This window comes from Pseudomonas syringae (genome assembly GCF_001698815.1).
GTDB lineage: Bacteria > Pseudomonadota > Gammaproteobacteria > Pseudomonadales > Pseudomonadaceae > Aquipseudomonas > Aquipseudomonas syringae_A.
The window spans coordinates 196,248-214,036 of record NZ_LGSI01000040.1 but is presented as its reverse complement, the minus strand read 5'-3'; the positions used below and the strand labels follow the sequence as shown (position 1 = coordinate 214,036).

The following is a 17,789-nucleotide window of genomic DNA, read 5'->3' as shown; positions in this document are numbered from 1 at the left end:
ATGCGTACGCTTGAACTCGCGGGGCAGACCGTACCGGTCTTGGGTCAGGGGACGTGGCACATGGGTGAAGACCCGCGTCAGCGCTCCGTGGAAATTGCCGCGTTGTGTCAAGGCATCGAGCTGGGCATGACCCTGATCGACACCGCCGAAATGTATGCCGATGGCGCCGCCGAACAAGTGGTGGGGGAAGCCATCGCCGGGCAGCGCGACAAGGTTTTTGTGGTCAGCAAGGTCTACCCGCATAACGCCAGCCGTACGGGCGTGCCCGCTGCTTGCGCGCGCAGCCTGAAAAGACTGAAAACTGACTTTATCGATCTGTACCTGCTGCATTGGCCCGGCCAGTATCCGCTGGAGGAAACCGTCGAGGCTTTCGAACGCCTGCGTGAAGCCGGCAAGATCGGCCGTTGGGGCGTGTCCAATTTCGACGTGCCGGACATGCTGGAGCTGAACAACCCGGACTGCGCGACCAATCAAGTGCTGTACAACCCTGAAGCGCGCGGCATCGAGTTCGACCTGCTGCCTTGGGCCAAGGCCCAGCGCATGCCGACCATGGCGTATTGCCCAATCGGCCAGGCCGGGAACCTGCTGCATCACCCGGCGTTGCAGGCAGTCGCCGCGCGCCACAACGCAACGCCGGCGCAGATCAGCCTCGCGTGGGTGTTGCGCCAGGACCAGATGATCGCCATCCCCAAGGCGGTCAATCCCGAGCATCTGCGCCTCAACCTGGCCGCCGCCGAGCTGACGCTGACCCCGGAAGATATTGCCGAACTCGATCGCGCCTGGCCTGCGCCGACCCGCAAGCAGCGTCTGTCGATGGTCTGAGGAGAAACAATCGGTCACAAACCGCAACAAAACTGAAATAAACGCTTGTCATGATGCGCCCTTCGTCCATTTGTCACGGACCGGGCGTATCAAGACCTGCGAGCAGCCATGAACCAGAGCATCGTGCAGAAAAATCAGGATTCCGATCTGTTCGGCCTGCTCTATGGTTTTCGTTTTCGTCCCGGTGAAGTCGGTGAGGAGATCGGCTCGACGGCCGCCTTGAGTTGCCTGCGCACGCCCGAAAACCCGGAAGAATTTCTCTGGCTGCACCTGAATCTGGCGCATGCCGGTTGCGAGCGCTGGATGAAAACCCATCTGGAACTACCGGAAGAATTCTTCGAGGCGCTCCACGAAGGCTCGCGCTCGACACGCATCGAACACGTGGACTCGGCCCTGCTGGCGGTGGTCAACGATGTGGTCTTCGACTTCAATATGGTGTCCACGGACATCTCTACCCTGTGGGTTTGCACCCACCGACAATTGCTGATCACCGCACGCCAGTTACCGTTGCGTTCGGTGGACAAGCTGCGTTCGTCGGTCAAACGCGGCGAACAGTTTCGTTCCCCCGTGGAGTTGCTCGCGCACCTGCTTCGCGACCAGGGCGAAGTGCTGACCCAGTTTCTGCGCAAGACCAGCGTCAGCGTGGACAAAATCGAAGATCAGTTGTTGTCGCAACGCCTGAGCAATAACCGTTCGGAACTGGGCGCCATGCGCCGGGTGTTGGTTCGTTTGCAGCGGCTGCTGGCGCTGGAGCCCGGCTCATTGATGCGCCTGCTGCACCGGCCGCCGTACTGGTTGCAGGAAGACGACGTACAAGAACTGCGGCAGTCCACCGAAGAGTCGGCGCTGGTGATCAGCGACCTGACGGCGCTGGGTGAACGCATCAAGCTGTTGCAGGAAGAAATCGCCGCCAACCTTAATGAACAAAGCAGCCGCACCCTGTTCACCCTGACCGTGGTCACGGTACTGGCGCTGCCGATCAACATCGTCGCCGGTTTCTTCGGCATGAACGTCGGGGGCATTCCGCTGGCTTCCGATCCCGAGGGTTTCTGGGTGCTGGTCGCGCTGGTGGCGACCTTTACCTTGATCGCCGGGCGCTGGGCGTTTCGCAAGAATCGGGATCAGGCGTAGCGGAAACTTCGTTGGAGATTATGCCACTTCACTGTGGCAGGTTCCGCCCCGTCTTCGACGCCGCGCTGTCGCGCAGCAAACACCGGCACCCGTTGGAGCGAGGCTTGCCCGCGAAGAACGATGACGCGGTAGGGCTGGGTCACCGAGGCGTCTGATTCGCGGGCAAGTCGGAACGCCGCCCGCTCGCTCCAACGAGCATTTCAATTCAACGGTTGTGCGTGTTTGATTAAGAGAGGACTTGTCCTCGAAGCATTGGCTCAGGCAACGAAGCTCTGTCAGGCAGATTGAGGTTGGCCCGGCAGGCCTCTCGGGGACAAGTCCCCTCCTACAGAGGTATGCGCTGAGCCGGTAGGACCGGACTTGTCCGGGAAGGCGTCCTCGAGGACAAGCCTCTCCCACAAAGCCCCCTCTCACACAACCAGGCATTCCGACCATAGAATCCCCCAACGATTGATACCAAACATCCGATTAATCATCACAACCTTGATCCATGTCGCAACGCTGTAACATTTTGTAATGAACATGGGTGCCATCCCTTTCCCACAGGATTGCGCACCATGGTTTCCAGCACACTGGCCCCGCACTCAGTCAGACACGCCGACGATTCGAGGCCGCAGTTCTCCCGCAAGCCCAGCAAACTCACCATGGGCCTGTTCTTCGTCATCCTCGCCATGGGCCTGTTATTCACCGCCTACAGCCTGAAACAAGACGTCGACGACATGGGCACGGTGGTCACCACCTGGACCCCGTTCCTGCTGCTCGGCGTGGCGCTGGTCATCGCCTTGGGTTTCGAGTTCGTCAACGGTTTCCATGACACCGCCAACGCCGTGGCCACGGTGATCTATACCCATTCCCTGCCGCCAAACTTCGCAGTGGCCTGGTCGGGGCTGTTCAACTTTCTCGGCGTGCTGTTTTCCAGCGGTGCAGTGGCGTTCGGCATCATCGCGCTGCTGCCGGTGGAATTGATCCTGCAAGTCGGCTCCAGCGCCGGTTTCGCGATGATCTTCGCCCTGTTGATCGCGGCAATCATCTGGAACCTCGGCACGTGGTGGTTGGGCTTGCCGGCTTCGTCATCGCACACGTTGATCGGCTCGATCATCGGCGTAGGTGTGGCCAATGCCTTAATGCATGGCCGCGATGGCACCAGCGGCGTGGATTGGTCCCAGGCGACCAAGATCGGCTATTCGTTGCTGCTTTCGCCGCTGGTCGGCTTTGGCTGCGCGGCGTTGTTGCTGCTCGCCATGCGCCTGTTCATCAAGAATCGGGCGCTGTACAAAGCGCCAAAAGGCAATTCGCCTCCGCCGTGGTGGATTCGCGGCATGCTGATCGTCACCTGCACCGGCGTGTCATTTGCCCACGGTTCCAACGACGGACAGAAAGGCATGGGCCTGATCATGCTGATCCTGGTAGGCACCCTGCCGATGGCCTACGCCCTGAACCGCACCATGCCCGCCGACCAGTCGATTCAATTCGCTGCCGTGGCCGAAGTCACTCAGCAAGCCTTGAGCCGAAGCGTCCCCGCCCCTGCCCCGGCTGATCCACGCCAGACGTTGTCGGCCTACCTGGTCAGCAAACAGGCCACGCCCGATCTGATCCCGGCGCTGGCGGTCATGGCCGGCAAGATCGGCATTCAGGTCAAGAGCTACGGCTCGCTGGCCAAAGTCCCCGCCGAGGCTGTGGCCAACGTGCGGAACGACATGTACCTGACTTCGGAAACCATCCGCCTGATGGAGAAAAACAAGGTCGGCAGTTTCGATACCGACACTCAGGACAAGCTCAAGTTGTTCAAGGACCAGATCGACAGCGCCACCCGCTTCATTCCAACCTGGGTGAAAATCGCCGTAGCCATTGCCCTCGGCCTGGGAACCCTGGTCGGCTGGCGGCGCATCGTCATCACCGTCGGCGAAAAAATCGGCAAGACCCACATGACTTACGCCCAGGGCGCATCAGCCGAGATCGTCGCTATGCTGACCATCGGTGCCGCCGACATGTATGGCATGCCGGTCTCCACCACTCACGTACTGTCATCCGGCGTCGCGGGTTCCATGGTCGCCAATGGCTCGGGCCTGCAACTGCGTACCTTGCGCAACCTGGCGATGGCCTGGGTGCTGACGCTACCGGCAGCGATCCTGTTATCGGGGTCGTTGTATTGGGTGTTTATTCACATTTTCTAACCTGACGCCTGTGCCAGTCCTGAAATAGGTTTACACCTATTTCAGTCTCAAAACGCCTTATCAAGGACAAGTCCTCTCTTGTCACACACGCGCAACCGTTGAATTGAAATGCTCGTTGGAGCGAGGCTTGCCCGCGAATCAGACGCCTCGGTGACCCAGCGCTACCGCGTTATCGTTCTTCGCGGGCAAGCCTCGCTCCAACGGGCGCCGGTGTTTGCTGTGCGACAACGCGGCGCGAAGACGGGGCGGAACCTCCCACAGGAATACGCGTTGCTTTGGTGGGAGAGGACACTGTGCATAAAAAAGCCGGCGCTTATCACGCCGGCTTTTGTTTGCCCGTTTACCTCACGCCTTCAGGTTGAACAACGCCACTTGCGGCGCCTCGCTGATCCATTGTTCGCTCACGGTCCAGCCCGCTTGCTCGGCCAGCGCGGTGAATGCCTCGACGGTGAACTTGTGGGAGTTTTCCGTGTGCAAGCGTTCGCCGGGGCTGAAGTGGAAGGCCTGGCCGGCAACCGTCGCGGTTTGCTCGACGCGGCTGACCAGATGCATTTCCATGCGTTGGTCCTGAGCATTCCACAGGGCCAGATGATCGAAGGCGTCAACCCGGAACGTGCCGTCCAACTCGCGATTGATGCGGGTCAGCAGGTTTTTGTTGAAGCGTGCCGTGACACCTTGGGCGTCGTCATAGGCTGCAACCAGTGTGGCGGCATCCTTGACCAGATCGACACCGACGATGAAGTGGGCGTTTTCCCCCAGCAACGTCTTCGCCGAGCGCAGGAATTTCACGGCTTGCTCCGGGGTGAAGTTGCCGATGGTCGAGCCGGGAAAGAATCCTACCCTGGTCAGGCCGTCCGCAGCACGCGGTAGCTTCATGGCGCGGGTGAAGTCATCGATTTGCGGCGCCACGGTCAGGTGCGGGTATTTCTCGTGAAGCTGATGCGCAGCCTTGTTCAGGGCATTGGCGCTGATATCAATCGGCACATAGACCGCAATGTGCGGCGCAGCGTCCAGCAACAAACAGGTCTTTTCGCTGGCGCCACTGCCAAACTCGACCAATGCTGCGCCCTGTGGAATTGACGCAGCCATTTGTGCAGCCACATCGGTCAGCAGGCGGGTTTCAGCGCGGGTCGGGTAATATTCGGCAGTATGGCAAATGGCTTCGAACAACTCTGAACCGGCTGCATCGTAGAAATACTTCGGCGAGAGGTTTTTCGCGGGCGAGGACAGCCCGGCAATAACATCGCGGGCAAATTCGCTGTCATGTGGATTGACCACTCCCGGCTGACGACTGTCACGGGCCAGGCGCAGGCCGGAAACGACCCAGCGCTTTTCTGGATGAAAGAAGTTGCGATAAGTGGCCCGGGAATGGTTGGGCGAAGTGACGCTGGCGCCACCGCGCAAGACCATCTGGCTGATCATGAACTTGCCGTTGTATTCGCCCACCGCGCTGGCTGCCGGGCGGAATCCGGGATAGGCGCTGTAGGCACTTTGCGTCCACTGCCAGGCGACATCATCGACTTGTTCCAACAGCCCCGCTATCGCCGCAGCCTCCCATTCAGCCTCAGTGGGCAAGCGCGCGTCAGCCCAATGGGCATAGGCGGCAGCTTCGTAGTAACTGATATGCGTCACCGGCGCATCGCGCTCGATCGCTTCCAGCCCACGCAGACTCATGCGCCGCCAGCCGTGGGTTTCGTCGTGCAGCCAATAGAGCGGCGCGTTCCAGGCGTTTTCCTGCACCACGGTCCAGCCTTCCGACAGCCACAAGCCCGCCTGGCTGTAGCCGCCCGCCTTCATGAAAACCAGCCATTCGCCATTGGTGACCAGGCGATCGCTGATTTCGAAAGATTGCAGGTACGTGGTGTGGCGCGGGCCTTCGTTATCGAAGGCGAACTGCGCGCCTTGATGGCCGATTTCGGTCAGACCGCCCTTAAGTGGCTTGTACTGACCGCGCCGCCCGCCAGCATCCTTGGGCCAGCCGGGATCGTAAGCAGGCTTGAGTGAGGAGGTGCTGAACAGGTGCAGGATGTCCATCAACAACAATTCCTGATGTTGTTCTTCATGGGCCAGGCCCAGTTCGATCAGGCTGTTGAGTTCTTCCGGCAAGGCGCTTTGCAGCAGCGTGTTCATGTGCTGATCGACATAATTGCGATAAGCCAGCACTTGATCAATGCCGGGCCGCGTCATCAACCCCCGCTGCGGGCGCGGGTGGCGCGGACCGACGGCTTCGTAATAGGAATTGAAGAGATAGCCGAACGTCGGATCGAACGCCGAATACCCTGGGAGGTTCTCGCTAAGCAGGAAGGTTTCGAAAAACCAGGTCGTGTGCGCCATGTGCCATTTGGCCGGGCTGGCGTCCGGCATCGACTGCACCACCATGTCTTCAGCGCTGAGTGGCGCCGCCAGATTTTGCGTGCGGCTGCGTACGCTTTGATAGCGTTTGAGCAGTTCATTGGCAACAGGGGGTTGGCGTGGCTCGCGTGAGGGGCTGATCATCGGTGTTCATCTCCGGCGTGGCCGCGACCCGTTTGTTCAGGTAATGCGGCGTCGAGCGTTTCTTTATGAGCGGCGGCAGGGAGTTTGAGGTGCGATAAGCACGGAATGTTCAATCCGTATATCCGAACGGGGACGCTGCCCAAAGGGAACGTTTACCGGCACTGTGGATCGGAACACACAATCATTTGAATACTTTCCCCTTTCGACGGGCTTATTGTAGGAGCCAACTTGCTGGCCAAGCGTGAGCAAGTCGGCTCTTACCTATTCGATGTGCGACCGATCCCACAAGGCTGTGCTGATTCATGAGCAATAAGTATGCGCCCCGTGACTGGGCGCCCCATGAGCGCCCTACCCTGCCGGGTTCGCCGTCCACGCCGCTGCATTCGACCGGCAAGCGTTGGGCATTTGCGCTGGTAGGCGTCATTGTTGCGCTGACCGGCGGCCTGGGCAACGCCTTGGTGGTTGCCAATCTGCCGTATCTGCAAGGCTCACTCGCGGCGACGACTGCCGAGATTGCCTGGCTGCCCGCTGCGTACGTCATGACCAATGTGTCGATGAACCTGCTGCTGGTGAAGTTTCGTCAGCAATTCGGCCTGCGGGCCTTCACCGAAGTGTTCCTGGTGCTGTATGCCTTGGTGACATTCGGCCATCTATTCGTCAACGACATCAACTCGGCGATTGCCGTAAGGGCTGCGCACGGCATGGTTGGCGCAGCGCTTTCCACGCTGGGCCTGTATTACATGATCCAGGCGTTCCCGACCAAATGGCGATTGAAAGCCCTGGTGCTCGGGCTGGGAACGGCGCAGCTGGCAGTACCGATGGCGCGGCTGGTCTCGGAAGATCTGCTGCAAATTGCCGAGTGGCGCGGCTTGTATTTGTTTGAACTGGGCATGGCCCTGCTTTCACTGGGCTGCGTACTGCTGCTGAAATTACCGCCGGGTGATCGTTTCAAGGCGTTCGAAAAACTCGACTTCCTCACTTTTGGCCTGCTTTCCACCGGCTTCGCCTTGCTCTGCGCGGTGCTGTCGCTGGGGCGTATCGACTGGTGGCTGGAACAAACCTGGATCGGCGTTGCGTCAGCGGCCTCCATCGCGCTGATCATGGCGGGATTGGCCATTGAGCATAATCGGCGCAATCCTTTGCTGATCACCCGCTGGCTGGGCAGTGGAAAGATCCTGCGCCTGGCGCTGGCGGTCATCCTGTTTCGCGTGGTGCTGTCGGAACAGTCCATTGGCGCGGTAGGTTTTCTTCAGGCCTTGAACATGGGTTCCGAACAGTTACACACGCTCTACGCGGTGATGTTGTTCGGCAGCGTCGCGGGCCTGGCGGTCAGCGCCTGGACGATCAACCCGGCGCACCTGATCACGCCGCTGATTATTTCTCTGGCGATGATGGCGACCGGCGCGTGGATGGACAGCGGCGCGACCAACCTGACCCGTCAATCGAACATGTACGTCAGCCAGTTCCTGCTGGCGTTCGGCGGAACCTTTTTTCTCGGGCCAACGTTGGTGCTGGGGGTCAGCGGGGTCATTGCCAATCCGCGCAACATGGTGAGTTTCTCCGTGCTGTTCGGGATTACCCAGAACATTGGCGGCCTGATCGGCTCGGCCGCGCTGGGCACTTTTCAGATCGTACGGGAGAAATTTCACTCAAGTGTCCTCGTGGAGCATCTGACCCTGATCAATCCGCAGGTGCAGGCACGCCTGCAAAGCTCCAGCGCCAGCTATGCTGGCGCTATCGCCGATCCTTCGACGCGTACCAATCAAGGCATTCGCGCTATTGCGACCGCCGCCACCCGGGAAGCCAACGTACTGGCCTATAACGATGTGTTCATGCTCATCGCAGTGATTGCGGTGTTGACCATGATCTGGATCTCGATACGCGGGATCTGGCTGAAAATGACGACTCAACCGATTACACCCGCGTCTCCCACGCCGGTGGCTTCGACTTCCGTAACTTCCAGTGGCGCCACCTCTTCATGACCGAACCGACCACGCCGACGCCTGCCAACCCGGCCCCCGCGTCTTCCGCACCGCCCCCTCCAGCGCCGGCACCCGCAACCAGCCAGCCACGTTCACTGCGCACCCGAATCGTCTCCTCGGTAATTTTCGGCAGCATTGCACTGATCGGTATTCTGATTGTGCTGTACGCCTGGCAACTGCCACCGTTCGGCAGTCCGATAGAAAGCACCGAGAATGCTCTGGTGCGCGGCCAGACCACGATCATCGGTCCGCAGCTGAGCGGTTACGTCTACGAAGTGCCGGTCCAGGACTTCCAGTTCGTCAAGCAGGGCGACTTGCTGGTGCGGCTCGATGACCGAATCTATCGCCAGCATCTGGATCAGGCGGTGGCGCAGCTGGGCATCCAGAAAGCCGCACTCGCCAATAACCTGCAACAGCGCCGCAGCGCAGAAGCGACTATCGTGCAACGCAAGGCCGCACTGGAAAGCAGCATCGCGCAAGGTCGCAAGGCCTCGGCGGACCTGCGTCGCAGCCAGGCGTTGGTGACCGACGGTTCCATATCGAAAAGCGAACTGGATGTTGCCCGGGCCGCCGACGCTCAGGCGACCGCCGCAACCGCCGAGGCCAGAGCCGTCCTTGAGATCGCCCGGGAAGACCTGCAAACCGTGATCGTCAATCGCGGTTCGCTGGAGGCCTCGGTGGCCAATGCCGAAGCCGCCATTGAACTGGCGCGTATCGACCTGACCAACACGCGCATTCTCGCGCCCCGGGACGGGCAGCTTGGGCAGATTGGCGTGCGCCTGGGTGCCTATGTGAATTCTGGTGCGCAATTGATGGCGCTGGTACCGAACAGGCTGTGGATCATTGCCAACATGAAGGAAACCCAGATGGCCGACGTACGTCTCGGTCAGCCGGTGACGTTCAGTGTCGACGCCCTGAATCACCAGAAGATGAACGGTCGCGTGCAACGTATCGCCCCCGCCACCGGCTCGGAGTTCAGCCTGCTGCCGGCGGACAATGCCACGGGTAACTTCGTCAAGATTGCCCAGCGGATTCCGGTGCGCATCATCGTCGAGCCCAATCAGCCGCTTGCCGAACATCTGCGACCAGGCATGTCGGTGGTGGTCAGCATCGATACCAGCCGGGACGGTGAAGTACCGGCCGATCCGGGCACCGAAGACTGACACGCGCTATCGGCCCATGCATGAATGCCTTGGCGTCTTGCAGGAATGCCGATTGTGCTTTGCAAATTTGCACTGGTAGCATCGGCGGTCATTACTCTGACAGCCTGCGCTAAAATCTGAACCCAAAACAACAATGAACAGGGAGTTTGCAGATGACTGTACAGGTTGTAACTGGCGTACCTGACCAGCAGGATTTCCCCCAGGAGACCGTGCTGGCCGAGGCCCGCAACCATATCGGGCATCTGACCCTCAATCGCCCGGCCGGCCTCAACGCCATTGACCTGAACATGGTGCGCGGCCTGCAACGTCAGCTCGACAGCTGGGCCGAAGATGATTCGGTGTACGCCGTGGTCCTGCGTGGCGCCGGTGACAAGGCGTTCTGTGCCGGTGGCGACATTCGCTCGCTGTATGACAGTTTTAAAAGCGGTCAGACCTTGCATCAGGACTTCTTCGTTGAAGAGTACGCGCTGGATCTGACCCTTCACCATTACCCCAAACCGGTGCTGGCGCTGATGGACGGTTTCGTCCTGGGCGGCGGCATGGGCCTGGTGCAAGGCGCTGACCTGCGGGTGGTGACTGAACGCAGTCGGCTGGGTATGCCGGAAGTGGCCATCGGTTATTTTCCTGACGTGGGCGGCAGTCATTTCCTGTCGCGAATCCCTGGCGCACTGGGTACTTACCTGGGCGTCACTGGCGTACAAATCGCGGCCGCCGACGCCTTGTATTGCGGCCTGGCCGACTGGTATCTGCACAGCGATGCGCTCGCCGAACTGGATCAACAACTCGACCAGATGCCGTGGCACACCAGCGCGCTCAAGGATCTGCAGGGCGTCATGGCCGGGCTGGCGAGCCAGCTTCTGGCTGATCCGCCGTTGGAGAAGCTGCGTCCGGCCATCGATCACTTCTTCGCCCTGCCCGATATCCCGAGCATCATCGAACAACTGCGCGAAGTGACCGTCGCCGACAGTCACCCCTGGGCCTTGACCACGGCAACGCTGATGGAGACTCGCTCGCCGCTGGCCATGGCCGTGACCCTGGAAATGCTGCGCCGTGGCCGGCATCTTTCCCTGGAAAAATGCTTTGCCATGGAGTTGCACCTGGATCGCCAATGGTTTGAACGTGGCGATCTCATCGAAGGCGTCCGCGCCCTGATCATTGATAAAGACAAGAAGCCACAATGGAATCCGCCAAGCGTGCAGGCCTTGAACGCCGAGCAGGTACACGGATTCTTCAACGGCCAGGAGAACTGAGTCATGCACGATATTGAACTGAGTGAAGAACAAGTCATGATCCGCGACATGGCGCGGGACTTTGCCCGCAATGAAATCGCGCCCCATGCCCAGGCCTGGGAAAAGGCCGGCTGGATCGATGACGCGCTGGTCAGCAAACTGGGCGACCTCGGCCTGCTGGGTATGGTGGTTCCGGAAGAATGGGGCGGCACCTACATCGATTACGTGGCCTACGCCCTGGCCGTGGAGGAAATCTCTGCGGGGGATGCAGCCACCGGCACCTTGATGAGCGTGCACAGTTCGGTGGGCTGCGGCCCCGTCCTCAATTACGGCAGCGAAGAACAGAAACACACCTGGCTGGCGAAGCTGGCCAGCGGTCGCGCCATCGGCTGTTTCTGTTTGACCGAACCTCATGCAGGGTCCGAAGCCCATAACCTGCGCACCCGCGCCGAGTTGCGCGATGGCCAGTGGATTCTCAACGGTGCCAAGCAGTTCGTCAGTAACGGCAAGCGCGCACAACTGGCTATCGTCTTCGCCGTGACCGATCCAGAGCTGGGCAAGAAAGGCTTGTCGGCGTTTCTGGTACCCACCGACACCCCCGGTTTTGTGGTGGATCGCACCGAGCACAAAATGGGCATTCGTGCGTCGGATACCTGCGCCGTGACGCTGAACGACTGCCGAATTCCGGCCGCCAATCTGCTCGGCGAGCGCGGCAAGGGCCTGGCCATCGCGTTGTCGAACCTGGAAGGCGGACGCATCGGTATCGCCGCCCAAGCCTTGGGGATTGCTCGCGCCGCGTTCGAAGCTGCGCTGGAATATGCCCGGGAACGGGTGCAGTTCGACAAGCCGATCATCGAGCACCAGAGCGTGTCCAACATGCTCGCCGACATGCACACCCGCATCAACGCCACGCGCTTGTTGATCCTCCACGCGGCGCGACTGCGCAGCGCAGGCAAACCGTGCCTGTCGGAAGCTTCCCAGGCCAAGCTGTTCGCCTCGGAAATGGCCGAATGGGTCTGCTCCAAGGCGATCCAGATTCACGGCGGCTACGGCTACCTGGAAGATTACCCGGTAGAGCGTTACTACCGGGATGCGCGGATTACCCAGATTTATGAAGGATCAAGCGAAATCCAGCGCCTGGTGATCGCTCGGGAACTCAAGCATTACCTGGTTTAGAGCGATCACAAAGATGATCCGGTATGACTCGTCACAGCGATGATCCGGTAGGAGGGGACTTGTCCCCGATGACGTCGGATTGGCCAGCATCATTTATGCCTGATCCAATCCGGCGTCTGCGCCAAAGCTTCCCGGACAAGTCCGGTCCTACCGAATCTCGTCACAACGATGATTCGGTATGACGTCTCGTCACAACGGTGATCCGGTAGGAGGGGACTTGTCCCCGATGACGTCGGATTGGCCCATCATTTATGCCTGATCCAATCCCGCGTCTGCGCCAACGCTTCCCGGACATGTCCGGTCCTACCGAATCTCGTCATTTCACATCGGCGGCAATCACGTCGTGGGAGCGTTGAATCGCTCGCGCCCCAGCAAGGTGATCGAGTCGGCATTGCTCAACATGATGTCGATGCGCTTGTCAGCATCGGCATAGAAAACATCCCGGGCCTCTTCCAGTGTTTTCTTGCCGGTGATGTTCAGAATGGTGAGTTTGGCGTCTCCATCGCTGGTTTTCAGATCCCTCGGGAGTTCGTCGCTGGTCGTGTCCTTGAACAACTCCTCCCGAGGCGTATCGAACGACAGACAGCGCTGCTGATAACCCTCAAAGCGCTTCTTCGCGCTTTGGTAATAGTCACCAATGTCGAAGATCAGATCCAGATACGGCGCAGTGGCTTCCACATAAGCGATGTCATGGCTGTCGTTGGCGATATGCGACAGTTCGTGGAGCAGCGTGGTGGCCCGAAAGTGCGCCTGAACGTCGAATCCATTCTGACCGCTGGGCGGAGGCTTGAGGCGGTAGGTCTTGCCGCGAAAGTACCGTTCGGTGAGAAAGATTCGTTTATGCACGTCCGCGCTGTAGGTGAACGCAGTAGCGTCCTGATGCCCCCGCTTGTTGGTGCCGACGACAAACCGCTCGGAGGAGAACGGCGAGAGCGACTGATCCAGCAACACCTCCTGAAGTTCAGTAATTTTCAGGATGATCAAGGCGATCAGCCGATCGCTGGGGGTCTTCACCGCAAAGAAATCGGCCACTATCTTTTGGGTTGCCGAGGGGATTTTCCCGGTGGAAAACTTCGGCAACAGATTGCTGCGCGCAGTCTGCAATAAATGCCGGACCCCCTGATGAGCCTCGGCTATTCGTCTGGCTCTGTCTGGAAATAGCCGCCTGATTTCCGGTAAACCACGGGCCTCTACAATCATGACCTCATTCAGTTGATCTTCAAGGGGCAACACTTCAACCCGGGACAGCACACCGCCGCCACCCTTGAGCCCACCGCGCAGATCAAGTGTCCAGTTGCGGTCCTTGTCGGTTCGTATCCACGGACCCAGGATCTGGTCCTTGACGATACGGTAGCCACCCGCAGTGAAACGTATCTGATAAACCTTGCCGTCGACTGCCGCATACTCATTGGGCGTATTGCGACTGCGGTACACGTTGAACAGCTCATCTTTCGTCAACTCGCTCAGGGCAATGTTTTGTGCCTCAAGGCGCCGGAGCCGATTGCGCAGCTCAGGGGTCAGCTTGTGATTGCCCCAGGAAAAATCCACAAAGGACGAAGACGGTGTCTGGATAACAGGTTCCTCGACAGCTGGCTCCTCAACCGCCTGTTCCTCTCGGTCTTTCGGATCCTGGCGCGACGCAATCAAAAGGGCCAAGGCGGTGGAAAATTCGGAAAGCGCCTTGCCCCAATGACGCTCGGTCAGGTCTCCCGCAGAGGCTTTGAGCCATGACTGGCTTTGCCAGGCCCCGATCAGCATGCCAAGCCGACCCGGCAACAGAGCCAGAGTCTGCTCGCTGCCCAGGGTCATCAGAAACCGATACGCCTGCTGGTTGTATTGCACCGTAGTAAGGCTCGTCTGCCGCGCGGTGAGAATCAGCACCGCCTTCAAGCCTTCGAACAAACAGTTCAAAGCGTTGCCGCGTACCGGCTCAAGCAGAATGCGCGGCGCTGCCGGAGCAAATATCGGCGTATCCATGAACCCTTCCGTACTCCAGGGCAGGTGCGGCTCGATGAATCCGCCATTGTCATAAACTTGCCTGACCTGTGGATCGAGACGTCCCAGTATCAACGATTGCAAATCGCTGGAGTGCTGGATGGCAGCCAGTAACGCAGCTTCGCTGGCGTACTCCGAAAACTGCACGTTGTTCACCAGAACCGAATACAGGATCCACGGCCCGCCCGGCGCAGTGATTATATACAGGCCGGTCACCACATCCGGTGCGCCCCCCGGCTCTGCGACCAGTTGCAGGGGGCTGAGTAAAATCTGCTTACCTTTCACGGGCAGCCGCGCCAGGCCATCGGGCATTTCCACAATCGCGTGAACAAAGCCTAGCGCTTCCTCGGAAAAAACCTTCTGCAGCTTGAGTTCAAAGGCCGCCAGGATCAGCAATGACGGCATGCAAACCGCGAATAAATTCACACGCTTGAGATACTCCGGATCGTGCACGTTGAGTTTCTGGTGCAGCAGCGCCTGATAGCTGGCGCCGACATCAAGGTCTTTTACCAGCTCCCTCACGTAAGCGGCGTCAGGTATTTGCGACACCGTATACCCCTCTTCCGGGGCGACGCTCAGTGTTGCGTTCTGTGCGCCGCCGAAACGGGTGATCGCAAAATTGGTGAGCGTTTGCGTGTGGACCTGAGTGGCCGCAGGCACCGAGGACGGAATCTCGCCGAGCAGCGATGGCGCGATGAGGTAATGGGTCAGGCTGATCAGAATCCGGTTCGGATCGAGGGACTGCCCGGCGAAATCCTTCTCCAGCCGAGCGCTTAGCAGCTCATAGGCATGTGTCTCCAGACTCGGGATATCAAACATGAAGTCCTGATCGGCGCCTTGCACTATGTAAGCACTGACCAACAGCGTACTGAGCGTTAAAAGATCCTCGACACTGGCGCGGTTTATCCAGTTTGGCAAAACTGCCGTGAACAGCGAGACCTCAACGGCATATGCCAGCGCGTCCTTCAACCCGCGCAGCTGGTCACTGGCATTTGCCGTGCGGATCAGCGCGCCTGTCAGAGCAGCGTCCGCCTGCCAGCGCACGGCATCGTCACAGGCGGCTTCGACTTCCTTGATCTGCCGGTCCAGCTCTGCATCCTGGAGATGCTCGATAAAGTGTTCGTCAATGCGCTCCAGTCCGACGGTGATCGGCAAGGATTGCTGCAAATGAGCCTGGAGCCGCTGCCTGGCCGGTGAACTGAAGCAGTCCAGCCACTCCGAGCGGGTCGCGGGATCAGCCAGTCTCTGCTGGATCAGCGCTTCCAGATCGGATCGCGTTGGGTGCTCTCGCAAGCCGACAGGCGGCGAGCACAGCAGCAGTTTGCCCTCAGCGTCCAGTGGCTGACGCAGGACGAACGCGTTGGTCATGACGGCTGTGCGCGCCTCCGGTTGATACCCGACATGCAGCGTGTACACCTCGGCAATGGCGTCGCCCCAGTGGGCGCGCAGGCTCAAGGTCGGTCGGTCCAGAACCTGCTCGAACATGCCCAACGATCTGGCACTCAAGTCGCCAAAGCGTTTTTCCACGCGCAAGGCAAGGCGCAGCAGGTTACCGCGCATTCTGCTGCCCGCTTGGCTGGGCAGCAACCGGGTGTCCAGATCGCGCAGCTGGCCATTGCGAGCGTGTCGCGCCTGCCAGGTCAGAGCTTGCCGAAACCCGATATCGGCCAGATCCAGAATGTGCGCCAGTATGCCGGCTGTCAGTGCCGTCTGCGGGAGTTGTTCTGCGGCTGCAGAAGCTGCGCTGAATACCTGGCAATGGTCCGGCAATTGCCCAGTGAAATGGCCGGTTACTTTCTCCAGCAGCAGATTCAGCATGTTTACCGGAGGTTCACCGACGGGCTGTACCCAGAGATCACGAGCGTCAGGTTTCAGCGTGGTAAAGATCGACAGATAACGGTTCAGAACATGGCGTGCGCAATCAGCAGCACCGGGATATAGGCCGCCGGTTCGATCGATTTGCTGCTCAACGGCATTGAGATAGTTCTGCCAGGTGTCCACAGCCACGGCACCACCAATAGCGTCCGGTCCGAAGGAGTCGGCGCGCACCGCAACCGGTTGGCTCGCGTGTCCGGGAGCAATTGCTTTGTCGCCCCAGCGGCCGGAACTATCTGGGGAAACAAGCCCTGGATTGAGCAAGTGACGAACATCCAACGCATCGTCGATCACCACCGCAGCCTTGTTGGCCTGACTGCAAGGCAGGTCGATGGCGTACGCCAGATTGCGTTTCTGCCAGGCGATGATCGAGTCCATTGCATCGCTGAACAGCCGTCGCTCAATCGGGTCCAGGCGCAGTTGCAATTGGCCCTGCGCGTGCAGCAATGCGTGGTCATTGAGCGATGTATATTGCAGCATCTCCGTCCGGCCAGCCGTCGATGTCAAATGCTCGATTACCTGCCCGAGGCCAGCGAAACGGCGCAGCCCATGCCTGGCTGAAAACAACAGCAGGCCGGACAATCCCTCCGCAGTCACATCGATCAGGATTACGCCCGCCAGCTTCACCGGCTCCGCGCCTGCAATCGATACGGAAAGTCTGGCCGTCGCAGGTTGTTCTGCGCTCCCGTCGGTGCCGGACTCGGGATGCAATCGGCGCAAGTGAACCCATTCATCCCTGGAAATACTCCCGGCCTGCAGACTGCTCAACAAATGATGGCGAAAACTGTCCGCCAACAGTCGCGTCCCGAAGTCGCGCCGGGTACCGCCACCGCTAACCGGGCTGAGCCAGAAGTTCTCCAGCAGTTCCTCGAAACAATCCTTGGTCGCCCCGCGAACCTCTGTAAGCGCATCCACAAACGGCTGCGCCTCAAGCGTGGTCAGCACCCGACCCATGGTGTCCAGGAATCGTCTCTGCACAGCAGGCTCGGCAGGTTTCTGGACATACGCATCCATTGCAGCCTCGGCCAGGGACTGCGTCCCCAATACCAGAGGATGGGTAGCAACACCGGAGAGCCCTGCAACCTGAACGATTTGCAGCAGATGGTTGAACACATTCACTGTCGTGTCCGGCAGCGCGCGCTCAAGGCAATCCTGCAACGCGCAGCCCACCGCCACATGCAGCGAAGGCAGCATCACCAGGTGGGTCGCGAAAACCTCCAGGCTTTGTCCGTGCTGGTGGATGATGGCGTGCATGCGCCGCTCAAAAGGATCACCTTCGACCGATTCATATTCCCATGGGAGTACAGCCGTATGTGGCAACCTGAAACGAGCATTGAGCATTCGGACCAACTGCTCGCGGCTGGGGAACCGCTCCAGTCCGTTGAGCTGGGTGTGCAGGAATAGGGTGTGGTCGCGGGACGTGTGGTCACTCAACAGCAGCGTGGCCGCCAGCTCCGCAGCAGGAACTGCGCCGTTATCGATGACCAATCGATCGACGCGTGGACCGTCAACGCTTTGAGCGGGTTGCGCAGGTTCGGCCAGCCTGCCGAGCCATTGATGCTGCCGTGAATCGATTTGCGCCAGAGCCAGCGCGCGGTCCAGATCTGCGACGTAGTTCGCCCGGAGCGCGTCGCTGGAGAAATAGTTGATGGATGCCAATGGCATGACAAGCTCCTTATGAAAAGACCCTGCGCCCTTGGCAGCGCAGGGTCTGAACAAAAAACAGGAAGTTTATCCATGCCCCCC

9 protein-coding genes are annotated in these 17,789 nt (G+C 59.8%); 7 read left to right on the top strand and 2 right to left on the bottom strand.

Annotated features, from left to right (window positions below):
* The 3 genes from AFK24_RS12285 to AFK24_RS12275 all read left to right on the top strand — a co-directional run bounded on the left by AFK24_RS12285 (window position 1) and on the right by AFK24_RS12275 (window position 4,127).
* Complete coding sequence (locus AFK24_RS12285; RefSeq protein ID WP_065833488.1) at window positions 1-822, top strand: aldo/keto reductase; 822 nt, start codon at window positions 1-3, stop codon at window positions 820-822.
* Between the two features lie 108 nt (window positions 823-930).
* Window positions 931-1,953, top strand: coding sequence for a transporter (locus AFK24_RS12280; RefSeq protein ID WP_065833487.1), 1,023 nt, complete (start codon window positions 931-933; stop codon window positions 1,951-1,953).
* Between the two features lie 644 nt (window positions 1,954-2,597).
* The gene (locus AFK24_RS12275; protein WP_430962159.1) at window positions 2,598-4,127 is read left to right on the top strand and encodes an inorganic phosphate transporter; all 1,530 of its coding nucleotides are present in this window, start codon (window positions 2,598-2,600) and stop codon (window positions 4,125-4,127) included.
* 345 nt (window positions 4,128-4,472) lie between these two features.
* Here AFK24_RS12275 and egtB read toward each other — a convergent pair whose 3' ends face one another.
* Entirely contained in the window at window positions 4,473-6,623 is a 2,151-nt protein-coding gene (gene egtB, locus AFK24_RS12270; protein ID WP_065833485.1) for an ergothioneine biosynthesis protein EgtB, read from the bottom strand.
* A 302-nt stretch (window positions 6,624-6,925) separates the two neighbouring features.
* On the opposite strand from egtB, the gene AFK24_RS12265 reads away from it, so the two are divergent.
* From AFK24_RS12265 to AFK24_RS12250, 4 genes are all read left to right on the top strand, one after another.
* Window positions 6,926-8,605 (top strand): MFS transporter, encoded by a 1,680-nt coding sequence (locus tag AFK24_RS12265; protein WP_065833484.1) that lies wholly within the window; start codon window positions 6,926-6,928, stop codon window positions 8,603-8,605.
* Window positions 8,602-9,768 (top strand): HlyD family secretion protein, encoded by a 1,167-nt coding sequence (locus tag AFK24_RS12260; protein ID WP_065833483.1) that lies wholly within the window; start codon window positions 8,602-8,604, stop codon window positions 9,766-9,768. Before AFK24_RS12265 ends, AFK24_RS12260 begins: the two co-directional genes overlap by 4 nt.
* Before the next feature lie 152 nt (window positions 9,769-9,920).
* The gene (locus AFK24_RS12255) at window positions 9,921-11,018 is read left to right on the top strand and encodes an enoyl-CoA hydratase/isomerase family protein (protein WP_065833482.1); all 1,098 of its coding nucleotides are present in this window, start codon (window positions 9,921-9,923) and stop codon (window positions 11,016-11,018) included.
* Window positions 11,019-11,021: 3 nt separating this feature from the next.
* Window positions 11,022-12,173 carry an acyl-CoA dehydrogenase family protein gene (locus tag AFK24_RS12250; protein ID WP_065833481.1) on the top strand — a complete coding sequence of 384 codons (1,152 nt, stop codon included), beginning with the start codon at window positions 11,022-11,024 and terminating at the stop codon, window positions 12,171-12,173.
* A 336-nt stretch (window positions 12,174-12,509) separates the two neighbouring features.
* On the opposite strand, the gene AFK24_RS12245 is transcribed toward AFK24_RS12250, so the two are convergent.
* On the bottom strand, window positions 12,510-17,708 hold the full coding sequence (locus tag AFK24_RS12245; protein ID WP_065833480.1) for a dermonecrotic toxin domain-containing protein: 5,199 nt from the start codon (window positions 17,706-17,708) through the stop codon (window positions 12,510-12,512).
* Between the last annotated feature and the right edge of the window lie 81 nt (window positions 17,709-17,789).

Excerpts from the sequence above, each read along its gene's own strand:
- AFK24_RS12285 (WP_065833488.1), top strand. The coding sequence starts at position 1 with ATGCGTACGCTTGAACTCGCGGGGCAGACCGTACCGGTCTTGGGTCAG.
- AFK24_RS12280 (WP_065833487.1), top strand. The coding sequence starts at position 931 with ATGAACCAGAGCATCGTGCAGAAAAATCAGGATTCCGATCTGTTCGGC.
- AFK24_RS12275 (WP_430962159.1), top strand. The coding sequence starts at position 2,598 with ATGGGCCTGTTCTTCGTCATCCTCGCCATGGGCCTGTTATTCACCGCC.
- egtB (WP_065833485.1), bottom strand. The coding sequence starts at position 6,623 with ATGATCAGCCCCTCACGCGAGCCACGCCAACCCCCTGTTGCCAATGAA.
- AFK24_RS12265 (WP_065833484.1), top strand. The coding sequence starts at position 6,926 with ATGAGCAATAAGTATGCGCCCCGTGACTGGGCGCCCCATGAGCGCCCT.
- AFK24_RS12260 (WP_065833483.1), top strand. The coding sequence starts at position 8,602 with ATGACCGAACCGACCACGCCGACGCCTGCCAACCCGGCCCCCGCGTCT.
- AFK24_RS12255 (WP_065833482.1), top strand. The coding sequence starts at position 9,921 with ATGACTGTACAGGTTGTAACTGGCGTACCTGACCAGCAGGATTTCCCC.
- AFK24_RS12250 (WP_065833481.1), top strand. The coding sequence starts at position 11,022 with ATGCACGATATTGAACTGAGTGAAGAACAAGTCATGATCCGCGACATG.
- AFK24_RS12245 (WP_065833480.1), bottom strand. The coding sequence starts at position 17,708 with ATGCCATTGGCATCCATCAACTATTTCTCCAGCGACGCGCTCCGGGCG.